At 59.5% G+C, this 18,404-nt stretch carries 18 protein-coding genes; 7 read left to right on the forward strand and 11 right to left on the reverse strand.

The genetic code is table 11. The features are described from left to right. The first annotated feature begins 3 nt into the window (after positions 1-3). A complete protein-coding gene (locus HMPREF2879_RS00570) occupies positions 4-534 on the forward strand; it encodes an alkylhydroperoxidase, AhpD family (RefSeq protein ID WP_070634571.1) in 531 nt (176 codons plus the stop codon). Positions 535-797: 263 nt separating this feature from the next. Next, the gene (locus HMPREF2879_RS00575; RefSeq protein ID WP_246822878.1) at positions 798-1,121 is read left to right on the forward strand and encodes a GNAT family N-acetyltransferase; all 324 of its coding nucleotides are present in this window, start codon (positions 798-800) and stop codon (positions 1,119-1,121) included. Positions 1,122-1,260: 139 nt separating this feature from the next. Here HMPREF2879_RS00575 and HMPREF2879_RS00580 read toward each other — a convergent pair whose 3' ends face one another. Beyond that, the gene (locus tag HMPREF2879_RS00580; RefSeq protein WP_049346558.1) at positions 1,261-1,911 is read right to left on the reverse strand and encodes a hypothetical protein; all 651 of its coding nucleotides are present in this window, start codon (positions 1,909-1,911) and stop codon (positions 1,261-1,263) included. Between the two features lie 97 nt (positions 1,912-2,008). Next, positions 2,009-2,182: a hypothetical protein gene (locus tag HMPREF2879_RS09395; RefSeq protein ID WP_168165092.1), complete on the reverse strand. Its 174-nt coding sequence runs from the start codon at positions 2,180-2,182 to the stop codon at positions 2,009-2,011. Between the two features lie 262 nt (positions 2,183-2,444). On the opposite strand from HMPREF2879_RS09395, the gene HMPREF2879_RS00585 reads away from it, so the two are divergent. Next, a complete protein-coding gene (locus tag HMPREF2879_RS00585) occupies positions 2,445-3,236 on the forward strand; it encodes a trimeric intracellular cation channel family protein (protein WP_070634573.1) in 792 nt (263 codons plus the stop codon). A gap of 100 nt (positions 3,237-3,336) precedes the next feature. On the opposite strand, the gene HMPREF2879_RS00590 is transcribed toward HMPREF2879_RS00585, so the two are convergent. The 6 genes from HMPREF2879_RS00590 to HMPREF2879_RS00615 all read right to left on the reverse strand — a co-directional run bounded on the left by HMPREF2879_RS00590 (position 3,337) and on the right by HMPREF2879_RS00615 (position 9,330). Continuing rightward, positions 3,337-4,086 carry an amino acid ABC transporter ATP-binding protein gene (locus HMPREF2879_RS00590; protein WP_005507268.1) on the reverse strand — a complete coding sequence of 250 codons (750 nt, stop codon included), beginning with the start codon at positions 4,084-4,086 and terminating at the stop codon, positions 3,337-3,339. Continuing rightward, entirely contained in the window at positions 4,079-4,753 is a 675-nt protein-coding gene (locus HMPREF2879_RS00595) for an amino acid ABC transporter permease (protein WP_070541738.1), read from the reverse strand. The genes HMPREF2879_RS00590 and HMPREF2879_RS00595 overlap by 8 nt, the downstream gene beginning before the upstream one ends. Positions 4,754-4,781: 28 nt before the next feature. Continuing rightward, positions 4,782-5,600 carry a transporter substrate-binding domain-containing protein gene (locus HMPREF2879_RS00600; protein WP_070634574.1) on the reverse strand — a complete coding sequence of 273 codons (819 nt, stop codon included), beginning with the start codon at positions 5,598-5,600 and terminating at the stop codon, positions 4,782-4,784. A gap of 460 nt (positions 5,601-6,060) precedes the next feature. Beyond that, positions 6,061-7,065, reverse strand: coding sequence for an Abi family protein (locus tag HMPREF2879_RS00605; protein WP_049361881.1), 1,005 nt, complete (start codon positions 7,063-7,065; stop codon positions 6,061-6,063). A gap of 298 nt (positions 7,066-7,363) precedes the next feature. Beyond that, positions 7,364-7,870: a CoA-binding protein gene (locus tag HMPREF2879_RS00610; RefSeq protein WP_005509183.1), complete on the reverse strand. Its 507-nt coding sequence runs from the start codon at positions 7,868-7,870 to the stop codon at positions 7,364-7,366. After that, positions 7,870-9,330 (reverse strand): O-acetylhomoserine aminocarboxypropyltransferase/cysteine synthase family protein, encoded by a 1,461-nt coding sequence (locus HMPREF2879_RS00615; protein WP_049358864.1) that lies wholly within the window; start codon positions 9,328-9,330, stop codon positions 7,870-7,872. Before HMPREF2879_RS00615 ends, HMPREF2879_RS00610 begins: the two co-directional genes overlap by 1 nt. 418 nt (positions 9,331-9,748) lie before the next feature. Here HMPREF2879_RS00615 and HMPREF2879_RS00620 point away from each other — a divergent pair, with 418 nt between their 5' ends. Further along, a complete protein-coding gene (locus HMPREF2879_RS00620; protein ID WP_070634575.1) occupies positions 9,749-11,350 on the forward strand; it encodes an ATP-binding protein in 1,602 nt (533 codons plus the stop codon). 93 nt (positions 11,351-11,443) lie between these two features. Here HMPREF2879_RS00620 and HMPREF2879_RS00625 read toward each other — a convergent pair whose 3' ends face one another. Next, positions 11,444-12,343 (reverse strand): YwqG family protein, encoded by a 900-nt coding sequence (locus tag HMPREF2879_RS00625; protein WP_070634576.1) that lies wholly within the window; start codon positions 12,341-12,343, stop codon positions 11,444-11,446. Positions 12,344-12,619: 276 nt separating this feature from the next. Next, positions 12,620-13,642: an ABC transporter substrate-binding protein gene (locus HMPREF2879_RS00630; RefSeq protein WP_070634580.1), complete on the reverse strand. Its 1,023-nt coding sequence runs from the start codon at positions 13,640-13,642 to the stop codon at positions 12,620-12,622. A gap of 123 nt (positions 13,643-13,765) precedes the next feature. Between HMPREF2879_RS00630 and HMPREF2879_RS00635 the strand changes: the two genes are divergently transcribed. From HMPREF2879_RS00635 to HMPREF2879_RS00645, 3 genes are all read left to right on the forward strand, one after another. Beyond that, entirely contained in the window at positions 13,766-15,055 is a 1,290-nt protein-coding gene (locus tag HMPREF2879_RS00635; protein WP_070634577.1) for a FecCD family ABC transporter permease, read from the forward strand. Positions 15,056-15,080: 25 nt separating this feature from the next. Then, the gene (locus HMPREF2879_RS00640; protein WP_070599210.1) at positions 15,081-16,133 is read left to right on the forward strand and encodes a FecCD family ABC transporter permease; all 1,053 of its coding nucleotides are present in this window, start codon (positions 15,081-15,083) and stop codon (positions 16,131-16,133) included. 304 nt (positions 16,134-16,437) lie between these two features. Continuing rightward, on the forward strand, positions 16,438-17,121 hold the full coding sequence (locus HMPREF2879_RS00645; protein WP_070634578.1) for an integrase: 684 nt from the start codon (positions 16,438-16,440) through the stop codon (positions 17,119-17,121). A 66-nt stretch (positions 17,122-17,187) separates the two neighbouring features. Here HMPREF2879_RS00645 and HMPREF2879_RS00650 read toward each other — a convergent pair whose 3' ends face one another. After that, entirely contained in the window at positions 17,188-18,213 is a 1,026-nt protein-coding gene (locus HMPREF2879_RS00650; RefSeq protein WP_049357905.1) for a magnesium and cobalt transport protein CorA, read from the reverse strand. Positions 18,214-18,404: the final 191 nt, after the last annotated feature.

An 18,404-nucleotide genomic window follows, 5' to 3' on the forward strand; every position in this document is an offset into this window, starting at 1 on the left:
TCCATGAGCATCGATAACCTGCGTTCGGCTCTGCCTTCCTACGCGAAGGACATGAACCTCAACCTGTCCTCCCTGCCCCGCATTAGCTCTCTCACCGAGCAGCAGCTTTGGGGCGCAATCCTCGCAACCGCAGCAGCAACCAAGGTTGACTCTGTTGTTGTTGAGATTGCTGCAGAGGCTAAGGAGCACCTGAGCGACACCGCTTACGAGGCTGCTCTGGGTGCTGCGACCATCATGGGCATGAACAACATCTTCTACCGCACCCGTGGCTTCCTGCACGGTGCATACGATGACCAGCGTGCAAACCTGCGCATGCAGATTATCGGTAAGAACGGTGGCATTGAGAAGCTGGACTTCGAGATGTTCGCTCTGGCAGTGTCCGCAGTCAACGGCTGCTCCCACTGCGTTGAGGCTCACGAGCACACCCTGCGTGAAGAGGGCGCAACCAAGGAGCAGGTCAACGACCTGATCCGTATTGCTGCAACCCTCGGTGGCGTGGCACAGGGCATTCAGCTGGCTGAGGCACTGGGCTAAACCCACTAAGCGTTAGAGCTTACACAGAAGCGGCGCATCCACCCCTTTACGGGTCGGATGCGCCGCTTCCTTTATGTCCTCAAGCCCAGCAACGTGTTGGGTAGCAGTTTCTAAATTCCCCCGATTTGGCGCTATACAATGCCTGTATGCGGTACTGTATTTTGGACTCCACCAGCCCCTATCCCAGCGTGGAAGAACTTACTGAGCTTTACGATTCTGTCGGCTGGAGCGCCTATACCAAAACGCCCGAACGCCTCCTCCCGATGTTGGAAGGGTCGCGGTATCTCTACACCGCACGAGAGGCGACCGCAGAAGAAACAGGACGACTCGTCGGGCTAGTACGCGCCGTCGGGGACGGTCACTCTATCGCCTACATTCAGGACCTCCTAGTGCATCCGCACGCCCAGCGTCAGGGCGTTGGTTCTGCGCTTCTAAAGCGTGTCATTGATGACTTTGACCGAGAAGACATTCGACAGCGACTCATTACCACCGACGTTGCGAGTGAACACGCCATTGCGCTCTACAAACGCTACGGTTACGCCCCCGTAGAGGCGGCAGGATGCATCACCCTTGCATACTATCGATAAGGCAATATCGCATGCGGCTTGATACGGATTGACTCGTTCAAGCTGGCTGAGACGCTGGGCTAAACCCACTAAGCGTCAGAGCTTACACAGAAGCGGCGCATCCACCCCATCACGGGTCGGATGCGCCGCTTTGTTTTAACTACTTTTGGCTGTCCGCAGCGCCAATGCGCAGGGCTGCATCCCAGCTACTCGCCAGGCGCGTCGCCGCGGCCACCAGAGCCACCAGATCCTCGGCGTACACCGGGGTCGAGCGCACGCCCGCACACCAGTCAATCGTGCCCAAACCCAGCCAGGGCTTACCGGGGAAGAACTCGCGCCGCAGCGCCACGCGGCGCTTACCCAGGGCGCGGCGACCGGGCACGTACCCGCCGCGGCTGATGAACAGCGTCTCGCGGCCCTCGAACTCCACCAGCGCCTCCAGGGCCCTCAGCGCAGGAACCCAGCTCGGCTCCCCCACGCTCGCCAGGTCGGCCAGTTCGGGATACTCGCTCTCGTGCTCCGCCACGCTCACGCCCAGGATGTACTGGTAGCGCACCTGCCCGAGCTCCTGCGGCAGGCCGCGGTCAGCGGTCTGAATCGTGCCGCACAGGTGCCGAACGACCGGCTCACCTTCGGCGTTCACGCCGGTCAGGGGCTCGCCGTCCCGGTAGATTGCGGGGCCGTCCAGATAGAGCCCCACCGCGCCGGTACCCGTGATGTTGGGACGCACCGACCAGCCGGGAAGCGCCTCCTCCAGGCGGGGCACCACGCCCCGCAGGATTTCGAAAACTTCGTCACGCGATACCGTCACGGCGGCTCCTTTCACCTTACGCAGATAACGATTTGCGATGTGGCCCGGTCTATCAAACGACCGGGCCACATGCCTTCAGTATTCGTCTAGACCCAGCTTAGCGAGCGCTCCGCTTACGGGAGGGTAGCCACACCATGAGCGCCGACAGCGCCGCACCGGCAAACATCATGATCGCCATAGACTCCACCGCATTCAGGGGGCTCAATGCCAACAGTAGCGAAGAAATGATGCCACTACCGTCCTGGAAGGACCCCAGCACAAAAACAATCATGACAGAGCATTGGGGGTGGAGATTCACTCATTCTACGCCCATCTTTTAGCGCGCCCACAAGCTTCTCCGTTACGTCTCAGAGCTCGTCATGAGCACCTTTCAACTAGGAGCAGAGGCGGCGGCGGGTCTACAATAAATCGGTGCCAATTCAGGTACGCGCACAGGCAAACAGAGCCGGATGCGGTGATAACGTCGTCACCCGACCCCCCGTTGCGCGCACTTCCCCTACCGGCACACGCATCACGTACGCAGGAGAACGCCCATGCACGAGCTCTTTGACCCAGATCAGGTATTCCGCATCGTCGACATTGCCGCCGTTGTCGCTAACGGCCTGCTCGGCGGTGCTGTGGCGCGCGCCTTCCGATTCGACATTGTGGGCTTCCTGCTGCTCGCGGTCGCCTGCGGCATGGGCGGCGGTATGATCCGTGACATCCTACTGAACTCCGGACTGCCCGTGGCACTCACTGACGGCGGCTACTGGGTGGGTGCTATCGGCTCCTCGATTCTGGCGTACAGCATCGACTTGAGTGCCCGCTGGGCGACCCGAACCATGCTCATCATTGACTTCATCGGTATGGGTGCGTGGGCGGCAACCGGCACCATTAAGTCCCTGAACTTGGGCCTGCACTGGCTGCCCGCTATTGCACTGGGTGTGACCACCGCGGTTGGTGGCGGCGTTATCCGTGACATTATGGTCAACCGCATTCCGGCGATTTTTGGCGGTAACTCGCTGTACGCGACGGTCGCGTTTGTGGGTGCGACCGAGACGGCGATTGTGTCTGGTTTCTTCCACCGCCCGAACCTGGCGATGGGTCTGTCTATTCTCCTGTGCCTGGTGTTTGGTGTGCTCTCCCATATGAAGAATTGGCAGCTGCCGACTACCCCGGCTGAGCTGCGTGTGCCTCGCCCGCGTCTCTTCACTTTTGGTAAGCAGGAGGACCGTGCCGTTGCTAATGAGGGCTGGGCCCCTGGTGCTCCGCTCACTGAACAGCTTGAGGTGATTAATGCTGAGCAACTGGAGGAGTACCGCCGCTCTAAGGGTCTTTCAGAGTAAAAACCAATATATGCTGAATATAGAATATGGGATGGTTTCCGCTCGTCAGATGATTATCTGACCGGCAGAAACCAGCCCATATTTACTATGTGCAGTACGGCTAAATCGTGTACTCGGTGCTGTCGTACACCGTCAAGAACTTACGGATACGCTCATCATCCGAAGCAAAGAAACCGGTCGGCTCACCGTTATAGCGCAGGGTACCGTTCTCCAGGAACACGATACGATCCGCAACCTTCTTCGCAAACGCCATATTGTGCGTCACGATGACCAGGGAGCGCCCCTCCTTCGCCAGCTGCATCAGCACGCGGATCACCTCCGCCTCCAGCTCGGGATCCAGCGCACTCGTCGGCTCATCAAAGAGCAGGTAGGAGGGTTCCAACGCCAAGGCGCGGGCAATCGCCACACGCTGCTGCTGGCCACCAGAGAGAGCGTCCGGGTAGGAATCAACCTTGTCGGCAAGACCCACCTTAGCCAGCAGCTCACGGGCACGCTCCTGCGCCTGCTGAGCATTCAGGGTGCCGTTGAGGGTCGGGGCGAGCGCCACGTTCTTCAACGCCGTGTAGTTCGGGAACAGGTTAAACTGCTGGAACACCATCGCCGAACGGGAACGAATATCACGCACCTGCGCGTCGGTGAGCTTCTGACTGTAGTCCACCTGCGCGTCGTCAATGGTGAGCGTGCCGGACTGCGGGGTTTCCAGCAGGTTCAGGCAACGCAACAGAGTCGACTTGCCGCTACCAGACGGGCCCAGAATCACCGTGGTCTCACCGTCGGGGATGTCCAGGCTGATGTTCTTGAGCACCTGCGTGTCGCCAAAGCTCTTCGACAGGGAATCAACGCTAAGCATTGTTGCTCCTTACGTAACGGTTACTGTACTTCTCCAGGGCCGACTGCGCGGCGGTCAGCAGAGTGAAAATCACCAGGTAAATGATGGCGACCTCGGAGTACATTGCCAGCGGCTCGAAAGTACGCGACGCGATCTGCTTACCGGTCTGGAACAGGTCAACCATCGAAATAACCGACACCAGCGAAGTGCCCTTAATCAGGTCGATAAAGTTGTTGCCCAGGTTCGGCAGAGCAATACGCACCGCCTGCGGAATGACCACGTGGCGCAGGGTCTGCATGCGGGTGAAGTTCAGGGTTGCCGCCGCCTCAAACTGGCCGCGCGGAATAGCCGCCACCGCGGAACGGAACGTCTCCGCCACGTACGCGCCGGTGTGCAGGCTCATCGTGATGATCGCGGCACTCCACACGTCCAGGGCAATACCGACCTTCGGCAGGCCGTAAAAGACGATGAACAGCTGCACCAGCAGCGGGGTGCCGCGGAAAACCCAGATATACAGCCAGGCCAGCCAGTTCACCGGGGCGAAGCGGCTCGTGCGCGCGCCGGCGGAGATGATGCCCACCAGCAGCGCCAGCGCGAAGGAGATGAGCGATAGCGGAATGGTCACTGCCAGGGTCGAGCCCAGCAGCTGCGGCAGTGATTCTGCCCAGAGGTTGAGGTAGCGTTCCATGCGCGGAACTCAGCTCCTTATGAGAGTGTTAGTTCTTCGGGGAGAGGTCTTCGCCCACGTACTTCTCGTAAATCGCCTTGATGTCACCGTTGCCCAGGTGCTTCTTCAGCGACTCGTCGATAGCGTTACGCAGAGCATCCTGGCCCTTAGGCAGCAGGATGGAGGAGTTGCTGCCGGTGCCCAGGTCACCGGAGAGCAGGCGCAGGTTAGCGTCCGGGTGCTCCTTCAAGTACTCGGCGAAGGACACGGAGTCGTTCGCGGTCATCTCTGCACGGCCCGAGAGGACCTGCTCGATAGCCTCGTCGAAACCGGAAACAACCACGATCGAGGCGCCCTTCGCCTCCACCATCTTGCGGAAGTTCGAGGTCTCAGACTGCGCCGAGGAGTGACCGGAAATCTCGCTCACGTTCTGCAGGGAAGAATCCTTCTTCACGGCGACCTTCGGCTCGGAGTACAGGTAGGGTACGGAGAAGTCGTACTTCTGCTTACGCTCGTCGGTTGCAGAAACGTTGTTGATGACGATGTCGTAGCGGTCAGCGTCCACGCCGGCGATCAGCGAATCCCAGGGGGTTTCGGTGAACTCTGCAGTCACGCCCAGGTCCTTAGCGACCAGGTCGATGATTTCCTTCTCGAAACCGACCAGGGCGCCGTTCGAGTCGTGGAAGGAGAAGGGGCGGTAGGTGCCCTCCAGGCCCACACGAATCTTGCCGGCAGACTTGATAGCCTCCAGCTTGTTGGTGCTGGATGCGGTGCTGCTGCCGTTGGAGCCGCACGCTGCGAGCAGTGCAGCCAGGCCGGTGAATGCGGAGCCTGCGAGGACGGTACGGCGGTTAATCATTGCGGACATAGTGTTCTTCTTTCGTGTGGTGGTTGATGCTCTTGTAGTTGCGGGTTGTCACCCTGCGGTAACCCGGGGGCATCGTGCGGTGTGCCCCTCTCTGCGGGTGCAACGCTGGCTATCCTACAGTTATTCCAGACCCGAGAGAATTCAACGTAATATTCCGTCACAATCTGTGAGAGAGGAAAACCCGGCGGTCGGTACGCGTGTGTGCTGTGTACCGGCCGCCGGGCTCCACACTAGGATACCGGCTTAGCACCCCAGAACATAGGGGTCAGGTTTACCTTAAAGCTGAACTGCTCTCGACAAGGGGCGATGCTACGCCCTCAATCTCGCCCACAACGCGCCGAATGCTCCACCGGGCACAGATTAGGGGCGCCCCGGGAATCACCCCGGGTACGCCCCCTCTCTTAGTCCAATGAGAACGCCAGCGTCATAATGCGAGGTGCCTGCGGGACTGTCGCTGTTTTCAGAAGATTTTCTGCGAACCTACGCCAATGTAGTAGCTCTCATTCTGCTTCACTAAAGCTTTTATCGCTTTCCAGGCCTCCCTCTGACGACAGGTGTTTCCCTGCAAAAGAGCAACATTGGCGAAGCTGACCAACATACCTTTCGGGTCCGCTTCGCGGAGGTCCTTAGCAAAAATTTTAGGCTTTGCAGAGGTATCAGTCGTTGGCATCATCCAGAGGCGAGAACCATGAGCTACACGGTTTCTCAGAGTGGTCAGAGACTTAAGACGGCCCTCAAAGTGCTTATGGTTCACCCCCATATACCCTGCGGTCTTTTTGTAGAGCAGCAACTTTTCAGAACCTCCAGACTCAGTGGAGGTTTCTGAAGCATAACTTTGGACCACTGCGTGGGAGAGAAGTCCCAAAGAAAACGAATCAACAATAGACCACAGGGGAAGCTCTTTTTGCATCATCTCTCGAAGCGCCTCAACATCTTCCCAGTCTTCCAAGCTTTCAGAGGGATTTTTAGAGGAACTTTTAGCGCAAGATTTCCACCACTCCTCAATACGCTCACGAACATACGGTTCACGGTATCGCAGGATATGCCGCATCATATCTTTGATAAGCGCATCTACTGGCCTGTCCTGATTTATGCAGATATATACATCCGGGTTGAGGTACTCATGGGGACTACGATAAGTACAGAATGCTTCCACCCATGCAGCTCGAATCGCCTGTTCGCTCTGCCTCATGTATCCGTACAGGAGGGAAGAGACCTCCACATCCATACGCACAATATCTAAAATATCTGAGATGTCTGGCTTCTCAGGCAGAAATCCCTCGCTCTTGTATTTGTTGTAATTACGAAAGTATCCCAGAAGGTAGTGGAAATTAGAGCATGCAAGCATGTCTCGGTCATCATCGCTCAGGGTCGTTCCCTGAGGAAAATACCTCTTAGCAACAAGGTATTCCTTCTGGTCCTCTATTGAAGGCAGAAATACGCACGATTCCTTGGGCAAAACCACTGCTCTCCTTACTCGGTTCGCCGTAGAACCGAACATAAAAAAGGACCCCCTCGAGATGCGCTTGAATCAGAGGCGGAGGGGGGACTGTTAGTACAACCATAACATTGAAGCTACACGCTCTCAAGGAATCTGGGCGTTTTCCCTGGTTATCTTCTGGTTGCTTATATCGCTACATCGTCCTTAATGAAGGAGGGGCGCACCCGGGAATCGCCCCGGGTACGCCCCTCCATTCAAACGCTGACAAGCGCCTGATTTTTGTAATTACAAGCTACGGTAGCCGCGGCTTATACAGCACAACTTACTTCGACAGCACCTGACGCTTCGAAGAAATCACGCCCGTGTTGAAACCGGCCAAGTGCAGGCCACCGTGGAAACGCGCATGCTCAATCTTCACGCACTTATCCATCACCACGTTCAGGCCGGCAGCCTCACCAATCGCGGCAGCCTCCTCACTCCAGGAGCCCAGCTGCATCCACACGGTCTTCGCGCCCAGATCCACAGCCTCCTGAACCACACCCGGCAGGTCCTCATTACGGCGGAAAATCTCCACCAGATCCGGGACCTCCGGCAGGTCCTGCAGCGACGGGTACACCGGCTGACCCAGCACAAGTTTGCCCTTCGCAGCCAGAATCGGGTTCACAAAATACAGCTTGTACGGCGACGCCGACTGCAGGTACGTTGCCACAAAGTACGAGGCACGCGAAATCTTATCGCTCATACCCACAATCGCAATCGTGCGGGTATTACGCAGAATGTTCAGACGCTCAGGGGCGGAAGGACCCACCCAGGTACGCTTCTCAGTCATTACTTTTCCTCCTGAGTGGTAGTAGGCAGGGAGCAGGATGCGCCAGCAGCAGCCTCAGCGGCGGCAGCGTCCTCGGCGGCCTTAGCGGCGGCAACCGCCTCCTCAGCCTCCACAACCTTGTCAGCGCTGGACTCGCCCACACGCTCACCGGCGTGGTTCAGGCCGGTCGCGTAGGTCAGCGCCTGATCCAGGTCCCAAATGATATCTTCAACGTCTTCCAGACCCACGGAAATGCGGATCAGGTCCTCACCGACACCGCCAGCAGCCAGCTGCTCAGCGGTCAGCTGCTGGTGTGTGGTCGAACCCGGGTGCAGCACCAAGGTGCGGGCGTCACCAATGTTCGCCAGGTGGCTTGCCAGCTGCAAGGCACCGATGAACTCGCCGCCGACCAGGCGGCCGGATGCCTTCTCGGTGCCCTTGACACCGAAGGAGAACACGGAACCGACACCCAGCGGCAGCAGCTTCTTCGCACGCTCGTGGTGCGGGTGGTCTTCCAGGCCGGCGTAGTTCACGTAGGCGATACGCTGATCCTCAACCAGCCAGGAGACAACCTGCTTAGCGTTCGCCAGGTGCGCGTCCATACGCTGCGGCAGGGTCTCAACGCCCTGCAGCAGGTTGAACGCAGCCTGCGGGCTCAGCGACGGACCGAAGTCACGCAGCTGCTCAGAACGCAGCTTAGTCAGGAAACCGAACTCACCAAAGTTACCCCACCAGGACACGCCGTTGTAGGAGGGAACCGGCTCGGTCATGGACGGGAAGTTGCCGTTACCCCAGTTGAAACGACCGGACTCGACGACGATACCGCCGAGGGTGGTGCCGTGACCGCCCAGGAACTTGGTGACCGAGTGAATGACGATGTCCGCGCCGTGCTCGATGGGGCGGATCAGGTAGGGGGTGGACAGGGTTGCGTCCACGACCAGGGGGATACCCGCCTCGTGTGCGACCTCTGCGAGGCCTTCCAGGTCGGCAACCTCACCGGAGGGGTTCGCCACGATCTCGGTGTAGATTGCCTTGGTGTTCTCGGTCAGTGCCGCCTTGTAGTCGGCGGGGTCGGTGCCGGGCACGAAGGTGGTCTCAATGCCGAAGCGGCGCAGGGACACGTCCAGCTGGGTGACGGTGCCGCCGTACAGCTGGGAAGATGCCACAATGTGGTCGCCCTGCTGGCACAGAGCCGCGAAGGTAATGAACTCGGCAGCCATGCCGGAGGCGGTCGCTACCGCACCGATGCCGCCTTCGAGGGAGGCGATGCGCTCCTCCAGCGCGGCGACGGTCGGGTTGGACAGGCGCGAGTAGATATTGCCGTACTTCTGCAGGGAGAAGAGGTTCGCGGCGTCGTCAGCGTCTTTGAAGACGAAGGAGGAAGTCTGGTAGATAGGGACCGCGCGGGCACCGTGTTCAGCGTCGGGGGTGCCGCCCGCGTGTAGTGCGCGGGTGCGGAAGCCGAAAGTGTGTTCAGCCATTGGTTTGCTCCTGGTGTATCTGCCCGCCTGTGTGCGGGGAGTCGATAGTGGCTCGACTTTATACTGTGCCACCGGCGGCGGGGTGCACCAAGTGCGGGTACCTATATGTCGTTTATTGCGGATTATGACGGGCTATTTTTGGCGAGCGGGGACTGCCGTACGGGTCTTAGCGGGGCATCATATCAGCCGTCATAACAGAAGTTGTTATGACGGCTGATATGATGCGCGGTCAATGAGACCGACAGGAATGCCCAGTTTTAGCCTGCAATTTCGGGGTTTTTAAGATTCTAAGAATGATGAAGACAGCGAATCATATCAACATCATCGCAGGATCATAACAACATCATCGCAGAAATTGTTATGATGCTGTTATGACGTTGCTATGACGTTCACCAAGAAGTAGCCATCGGGAGCATGCATGGAAACAAACACCACCGAACTCATCGAAAACCTACGCCGTAGCCAGGCTGAAAACGGGCGAGTAGAAGTCAAAGCTGCAGCTGGCGGGTTCCCCAAGTCCGTTCTTGAAACCGTTAGTGCCTTCGCCAATGGAGACGGTGGCACCATTCTTCTTGGCCTCACCGACCCGGCAGAAGGTCTACAGCCAGTTGAAGGTTTCAACGCACAGGCAGTCCACGACGCATCCGTTGAGGCAATCCGTTCCAAGATCACGCCTCGACCCCCGGTAGATATTCAGATTGAGGCGACAGACGAGCAGCACCGTATCGTGCGCATCGATGTGCTCCCCGGCGACCCGACGCAGAAGCCCTACTACATCGAAGCACACGGCATGTATAACGGCTCCTACCAGCGCGTCGGCGAGGCCGATATTCGCCTCACCAAGTACGAGATTGACCGCTTCCTAGAGAACCGCAGTCAGCCCCGCTACGACGAGGAGCTGGTCAGCGAGGCAAGCTTCAAGGACCTCTCTCCCACCCTTGTGAGTGCCTATGTCGCTCGCCTGCGCGAGGAGCAACCTCGCGTTTTTGCGGCGCTTTCTGACCGTGAGGTTCTTCTGCAGGCACGCATTCTACGCATCGATTCTGAGGGCCGAGAAGTGCCCACTCTTGGGGCGCTTCTCGCCATGGGATCCTACCCGCAGGCGTTCTTCCCGCAGCTGATGATGAGCGTTGTTGTTCTTCCCGGTGAAGAGCTTGGTGAGGTCACTGAGGACGGTCGACGTTTTCTGGACAATCACAGCTGTACCGGGCCTATCCCCTCCATGTTGGATGAAGCTATGGGCGTTTTGGTTCGCAATATGCGCAAAACGTCCACGATGGAGGGCCTCAACAGTAGCGGTATCGGGCGGGTTGAGCGCTACGAGTATCCGCTGGAGGCTATCCGCGAGCTCTTGGTTAACGCCCTCATGCACCGCGACTACTCGCCGGGTGCGCGCGGCTCGCAGGTGCAGGTTGAGCTCTACACCAACCGCCTGGTGGTGCGTAGCCCGGGCGGTATCTACGGTGCTGTGACTATCCGAGATTTCGGTCAGCCCGGTGTTTCTTCAACCCGCAACAGCTACTTGGCAAGCATTCTGACTGATCTGCCCGACCCGGGTACGGGGCGTTTGATTGCAGAGAATAGGGCTTCCGGTATTCCCACGGTTCTGCGCGCGCTGAAGGAGGCGGGTCTGCCCGCTCCCCAGTTTGCTGACCGTCTACTCTATGTGCAGGTCACTCTGATGCAGCCCCCGCAGGGTGCGTCTTCTACGGAACAGAAGACCGCGCCTGAGGATAAGACTCAGCAAGCAACCCATTCCACGAGCAAACATTCAGCCGACGCCGTCGAACCGGCGGGCGCCGATGCGTCGCTTGACGGCCTCAGCGAACGCCAGGCTGGTATTGTGCGTGGCCTGCGTGCACAGGGCGAGGCTGTTTCCACGACATATATCCAAGAGCATTGGGGTCGGGGTGCTTCACGTACCTCCATCACGAATGATCTGCGCCGTCTTGTGGAGGCGAAGCTGATTGTTCCTACGGCTCCGCCGCGTAGTAAGAACCGTAAGTATCGCGCTGCTTAGACGTACCCGATAAAAGGTACACAAAAAGGGGAGGGAAATAGAGCGGTTATTCTCTATTTCCCTCCCCCTTCGACTATTCAGCCAAAACCACGTTTAGCCGCAGGCCCACTCAAAGACGACCTGCGAGAAGTCGCGGGCGGCAAGCGCCTCCGGGGTAATCAGCCAGTTCGCCGCACCGGCATCACCCCACATCACGTACACGCCCTCCTCGGCGTCCTCACCCCACTCCGATTCGATGGTCAGCAGGTTCACCGTGTGGCCGCGCAGCTCCTCGAACTCATCGCGCGGGTCCTCCTGCACGAACGAGGGGTAGCCGCCAATATGTGAGTAATCCCTCTCCTCCGATTCGAAGGGCTCCAGCAGGTTGTAGGAGGCGTCACCGCGTGCGTTCGGTTCCTCGGGCAGCTTCTGGTCCGGGTACATTTCATCCCAGGCGTCAGCGAACTGGTCGTAGATTTCGAAGCCGCCATCCAGGAATCCCTGCTCCCAGGGCTCGAAGGCAAGTGCGTACTCAACAACCTCCTCAGCGGTACCCTTGCCGTCACGACCAAAGGGCCAACCATAGTCATCCCAGTTCACGGTCGGGAACGGGGCATCCGGGTTCGGTTCATCCAGCGTCTCGTAGTAGACGACGCGGTGATTCTTCTGCGAGAGCGGGTTCTCGTAGTCGTAACCCCACATGCACTCTTCATCGTTGGGGTTGATCCAGAACTGCAACATACCGGTCGCCGGGTAAATGTCTTTTTCGGGCAGGTCGGCGCAGTTAATCTGCGCAATCATGTCCAGCGGCTCACCCTTCTCATTGGTCGGCGCGGACTCGCCAGCGGGCAGGTACGGTCGGCCACCAAACTTGGATGCGGTCTGCGGCAGCGGGGCGTCGGGGAGGGTTACCTTCAGGCGGATTGCCTGCTTGCGGGCGCCACGCTCGTTGAGTGCGTCGATGACGCGGCGTGCCTGCGCCAGGGTCTCTTCGGAGGGCTTGTTCTTCGGCATTGTGTGCTCGTTTCGTCGGTGAATTAATCGGTGTGTAAGGTTCGGTGTGTCAGGCGCGGGCAACGGTACCGCTGCGCCTTCTACCCCCATTAGACCCTATTTCGGGCGGGCGGGCACCAATTCTGGTCACGAGTGCATCCGGCGGCAGCAAGCAGGTGCGAAAGCAGGTGCCGAGCGTGCAGAAAGCCCCGCCTCCTCACCCTCACGCGCAGGACGTGAAAGATACAGATGCGGGGCTTCCAGCGAAAACGAATCTCTACACGAGACGAGAAAGGCTTAGAGCGCCTTCTCGATGGTCTCCAGAACACCGAGCGCAGCAGCCGGGCCAGCGTTCAGGAAGAACATGTCGGGATCCACGCTGTGTGCGTGCTTCTCGGTGACAGCCTTGAGGGTGCTCCACAGGGCTTCCTTGGTCAGCTTGGACTCGTCGCCACCCTGCACGCCGTAGAACAGGTAGTCTGCGTCAGCCTGGTCGAGCTGCTCGGCGCTCAGGTCCACGGAGGTCTTCTCAACCTGCGCAGCCGCGGGGCGTGCCAGGGATGCATCCACGCAGATGGAGCCCACGAACGAGGACTTCGCGAAGATGCGGGTGCGGTCAGCGGAAGTGTACAGGAAGGAGAAGGTCTTCTCGCTGCCAGCCTTCTGACCGACCGACTTCGCCTTGGTGTTGTACTCCTCCATGAGCTTCTCAGCCTTCTCGGTGGTGCCCAGCGCGGCGGCAATCAGCAGGAAGTCCTGCTTCCAGTTGATGCCGGTGCCCTCGGTGACCACGGTCGGCGCGATCTTGGCGAGGGACTCGTACAGCTCGTCCTTCTTGTTGGTGTTGTTGATGAGGATCAGGTCGGGCTTGAGGTTTGCGATGGCCTCAACGTCCGGGTCGGTGCGCTTGCCGACCTTGGCAATCTTGTCGAGCTCTGCGGACTTATTGGAGAACTTGGTCTTCAGGTAGGTGGGGACCAGGTCGGCGTCGCCTGCGGTTGCCGCGCCGACCGGCACGACGCCCAGGGAGAGCACACCGTCGAGCTGACCGGTGGAGAGAATCACGACCTTGGAGGGTGCGGATTTGATGGTGGTTTCACCGCGGAAGTGCTTGACGGTGCGGGGGAATTCGCCGTCAACGGTGGTGGTGCCCATGCCGGAGGGCAGGGCGGAGGGTGCCACCTTCTTACCGGTCGCAGAAGCAGACGCGGAGGAGGAAGAGCCGGAAGTGTTGGAGGAGCCGCATGCCGCCAGGGCGAGGGCGCCGAAAGAACCGAGTGCGAGTGCGCCGAAGGAGCGGCGGGTGATCTTGTTCGTCATATTTGCCATATTATTAGGATAACCTCATATATGCATATGCGATACTTAATACTTATCTATTGATACGTTAAGCATCCTCCGTCCGCACGGAAGCACACCGCTCCCCCACCACCTCCAAAGCCTATGACACCACAGACCTCCCCCTCTTCCGGACCCGCCGTTAGCGCTGCTTCCCTGGCGAAAATTCGTGCCCTCTCCGCTTCTTCGGACGCCGTATCTGGCGCCTCCTCTGGCGGTCAGGGTGGCAAGTCTATCTCGCGTCTGGCGGTTGCGCTCATTATCGGCGGCGTTCTGCTAGTGCTGCTTTGCGCCCTGTCGTTTACGGTGGGTTCGCGCCTGTTCACCCTGGACCGCTCGATTGACGGTTTCCTCCACCCGGAGGCGAACACCATCGAGTCGAAGCTGATTTGGGCGAAGCGTGCCCCGCGTACCGCCGCGGCGTTGCTGGTGGGTGCCGCGTTGGCGGTGTCGGGTGTGCTCATGCAGGCGTTGAGCCGTAACCCGCTGGCTGAGCCGGGTCTGCTGGGTGTGAACTCGGGTGCTGCCGCCTCCGTGGTGGTCGGTGTGGGCGTTTTTGGGGTGTCGTCCCCGTTCGTTCAGCTCTGGCTGGCGCTGGCCGGTTCGGGTCTGGCGGCGGCGCTGGTGTTCGTCATGGGCCTGGTGGATTCTAAACCGAACCTGGATTCGACGGCGCGTCTGGTGCTGACGGGTGTGGCGGTGAACGCCTGCCTGGGCACGATTACCGGCATTATCACAATGTTTAATTCGAAGGCTTTTGATTCGCACCGTTTCTGGGTGGTGGGTTCGCTGGAGAACCGCACCTTTGAGCAGGTGCTGTCTGCGCTGCCCTTTGTTGCGTTGGGTTTGGTGCTGTCGTTCATGCTGATCGGTCCTCTGCGTGCCCTGGCACTCGGTGAGGATGCGGCAGCCGGCTTGGGCGTGCCGGTGACGATGGTGCGTGGCGCGACGATTATTGCGATTATGGCGCTGTGCGGTGCAGCGACTGCGGTTGCGGGCCCGATTGGTTTTGTGGGTCTGGTCGTGCCGCATGTGGTGCGTCTGCTGGTGGGTTCCGACATTGCGCGCGTGCTGCCGCTGTCGCTGGTGTACGGCCCGGTGTTGGTACTTGCCTCCGATATTCTGGGTCGCGTTCTGGTGATGCCGAGTGAGCTTGAGGTGGGTATTGTGACCGCCTTTATTGGTGCCCCGGTGCTGATGGTTCTGGTGCTGCGTTTGAGCACCGGTGCGCGCGGTGCGAAGAAGGGCCGCATGGGTTCGAAGGCGCAGGCGCACGATGAGTCGGGTCCGGCTCACGTGTCGGAGCACGGTCCGCATCGTGCTCAGCGCCCTGTTGTGGGTGGTTCGTCTGGTTCGACTGGTTCGTCTAGCTCATCTGGCGTATCTGGTTTGTAGGCCCCGGTTTCTGAGAGGTTTTATTGTGAGCGTTGTGTCTCGTTCTGTAGCCGGGTCTGCTGTTGCCGGGTCTGTGCGTATCCCTGGGCGTTACCGCACCCCTATTCCGCGTACCCTGCTGGTGGTGGCGGTGCTTGTGGTGGCGGCGGTCGCCTCCCTGGTGTTTGGTAGTTATCAGATGAGCCCTGATCAGGTGTTTCGCCTGATTTTTCAGGGTGAGGGCACGGAGATTGAGCGTCAGCTGGTGTTGAATCAGCGTCTGCCGCGTATGCTTGCCGCAGTGGTGGTGGGTGCGGCTTTGGGCTTGTCGGGCGCTATTTTTCAGTCAGTTTCGCGTAATGCTCTGGGTTCGCCGGATATTATCGGTTTCACGGTCGGTTCGGCGACCGGTGCCCTGTCTGTGGTGCTGATTGGGTCGTTGAGTTCTACCGGCGTGGGTATGGGCCTGGGCGCTATTATTGGCGGTTTTGCGACGGCGGCTGTGGTGATGCTTCTGGCGGGTGTGCGCGGTGGTGCAACGATGGGTCAGAAAATGGTGCTGATTGGTATTGCGGTGAGTGCGATGCTCAGTTCCGTGAATGATTACCTGATTACGCGCGGTGATTTGGAGAAGGCGGAGGCGGCAAAGACCTGGCAACACGGTTCGCTAAATGCCCTCTCGTGGAACCAGATGTCGGTGCAGGCGGTGCTGCTGCTGGTGGCGATTCCGCTGGTGCTGATGCTGACGCATCGCCTGCGCGTCTTGGAGCTCGGCGACGATTTGGCGGCAGGTTTGGGTTTGCCGGTGAAGAGGACCGTAAACATGCTGGTGGCGGCTGCCGTGCTCCTGGTGGCTGTGGCGATTTCTGTTGCCGGCCCGATTGGTTTCTTGGCGCTGGTTGCCCCGCAGATTGCGCGCCGCCTGTGGAACACTCCGGGTATGGCGATGTGGCATTCGGCGTTGCTGGGTTCGGTAATTTTGGTGCTGGCTGATTTTGTGTCGGCTCGTGCGTTGGCGCCGTTCCAGATTCCGGTGGGCCTGGTGACGGGCGCGTTGGGTGGCGTGTATATGCTGTGGTTGCTGTACCGTCAGCGCTAGTTGCGCCGTCTATTCCGTATGAGTGACCGGGTGTTCCCGACTGTGGGGGCACCCGGTTTTCTGTGTTTCACGGAGTTCACTGGGGTTCGCTAGGTTTCACGGGCGGTTTCACCGGGTTTCACGGGTGGTTTCAGAATTTTTCGGAATTTTCCCAGTTTTACCCCGGGGTAGATTAAAAACTGCTTATCGTGTCAGGGGTCGCTCATAGAGTGTAGGTGTTGGAAGGGACGATCCTTCCGACCGGGCACGCCGTCTCCTGCGGTGTTGCCGCTAGGTTGATTCAGCATCTACGGAAGGAACGGTCATGGACAACACCACTCACGAGAGCCAGTACGCAAACGCAGAGATTTCCTGCACCGCCGATGAGCAGCTGTGCCGTGATGCAGAGTTCAACCTGCTGATGCAGGCGGGCACCATCGTCCGCATGGAGCGCTTCAACGTGGAGGAGCTCCGCGGCGTTCTGGAGCAGCTGGTGGCTGACGGTGCGTGCTTCCGCACCGCGCCAGCGTCCTCGACCATGGGCCGCGTGATGCGTCACCTGACTCAGGGTGCTTCCGGTTACGAGGCGAACCTGGCTGAGCTGCGTGCGGCGGCGCAGAACGCTCTGCTGTTCGTGTTCCCCCTGGAGAAGGACCTGGAGATGTGCCTGCGCTTTGAGCGTGTGCAGGGTACCGGCCTGGCGTTGACTCGCCTGGGCGTGAGCCCGGTCAATGGTGACCTGTGGACTCAGCACTGGGCGATGCGCGCGCTGGAGTGCACCGGCGGCGTGTTTGCGGTGGAGTCCGCTCCGGGTGCCTGCAATTTTGAGCTGCGCCGCGAGATGTTCTACGCGATGCTGTCGCTGGTTCACTTGTCGACTTTGGGTCTGTCGGCTGAGCCGGAGGACTTCTACATGTTTGCTGATTCGGAGGCTGTATGTAAGAAGTTCAAGCGTGAGCGTCGCGATTGCCACCGCGCAATGCGCGCACAGTACGACCGCGCCGCGTAAGGCATGTGTGTATGCCCTACGCGGCATACGCGTTTAAAGGCCTAGCCAGTGGCGTTTTGTAGACTGTTAGAGCCACTTATTCTTCTTGAAGAACCAGTAGAGGAGCAGACAGGAGACCAGCATCAGCAGCAGGGCCGCCGGGTAGCCGAACTCCCACTTGAGCTCGGGCATGACCTCAAAGTTCATGCCGTACACCGAGCCAACAATGGTGGGCACCATGAGTAGCGCCGCATAGGCGGAAATTTTCTTGGTGTCGTCGTTCTGTTGCTGACCGAGCAGGGTGTCGTGCACGCGCAGGGCGTTTTCGAGGGAGCTACGAAGATCCTCAAGGCGTTCCTTCGTGTGCACCACGTGGTCGAGCACATTACGGAACTGGCGGGCAAGTTCCACGGCCTCGTCTTCAACCTCGCCCTGGCTCGCGCCCGGGTAGGGGGACGGGTCGAGCGCGCCGGTGCGTAGGCCTTCAATGATGCGACCCATCATCGGTTCGAGGGGTCGGCAGGCTCGCTGAAAGTCAATCACCTGGTTGAGTAGCTCGTATATGCGCTGCGCCAGGGAGTTGGCGTCTTGGCGGTCGTGCGCGGAGAACAGGATGTCTTCAATCTCGTCGTTGTCGTTCTCGAGTCCCTCGAGCACGGGGGCGTACCTGTCGACGGTGCTGTCGAGGATGCGGTGCAGCAGTCGGGCGGGGGATGCATCGGGGGTGGCGTAGAGCAGGTTGAACTTGTCGTTGATGCGCTGTTCGTCGCGAACGAGTGCGAGGGTGTAGCGGGGGCCGGTGAAGAGGTGCAGTTCGCTGAGGCGCACTTCTTCTTCTTTGTCGAGGTAGATGGCGGGGCGGATGACGGTGAAGAGGGAGTCGCCGTATCGTTCTAGTTTGGCGCGCTGGTGGCCTCGTCCGGCGTCTTCGATGGCGAGTTCGTGCAGGTTGAAGGTTTTTTGCAGGGCGTGTAGTTCGTGGATGTCGGGGTTGGCGTATCCGAGGGCTACGGCGGTGTTCTCGTCCGCGTAGGCGCGGAGGGTTTCTTCCTCGGTGGCACCCAGCTGAGGGCGGTCCGAGCTCGGGTAGATAGCTCCGGTGATATAGGACATCGTTTTTCTCCTCTGAACGCTTTGGTGCCACGTGTGTGGGCGCTCTTTCCAGCATACGGCACACGCCCCGCCTGGTCATGTGCACCGCGTGTGCACCTGGCATGGAAAAGCCCCCGGAAGGCACCTGTATGAACTGCGCCCCGAAACTTGGACGCATTAAATAGTAACCCCTATACGGCCTCCTGCAGGGC

It is taken from the genome of Rothia sp. HMSC069C04 (assembly GCF_001812895.1).
Taxonomy (GTDB): domain Bacteria; phylum Actinomycetota; class Actinomycetes; order Actinomycetales; family Micrococcaceae; genus Rothia.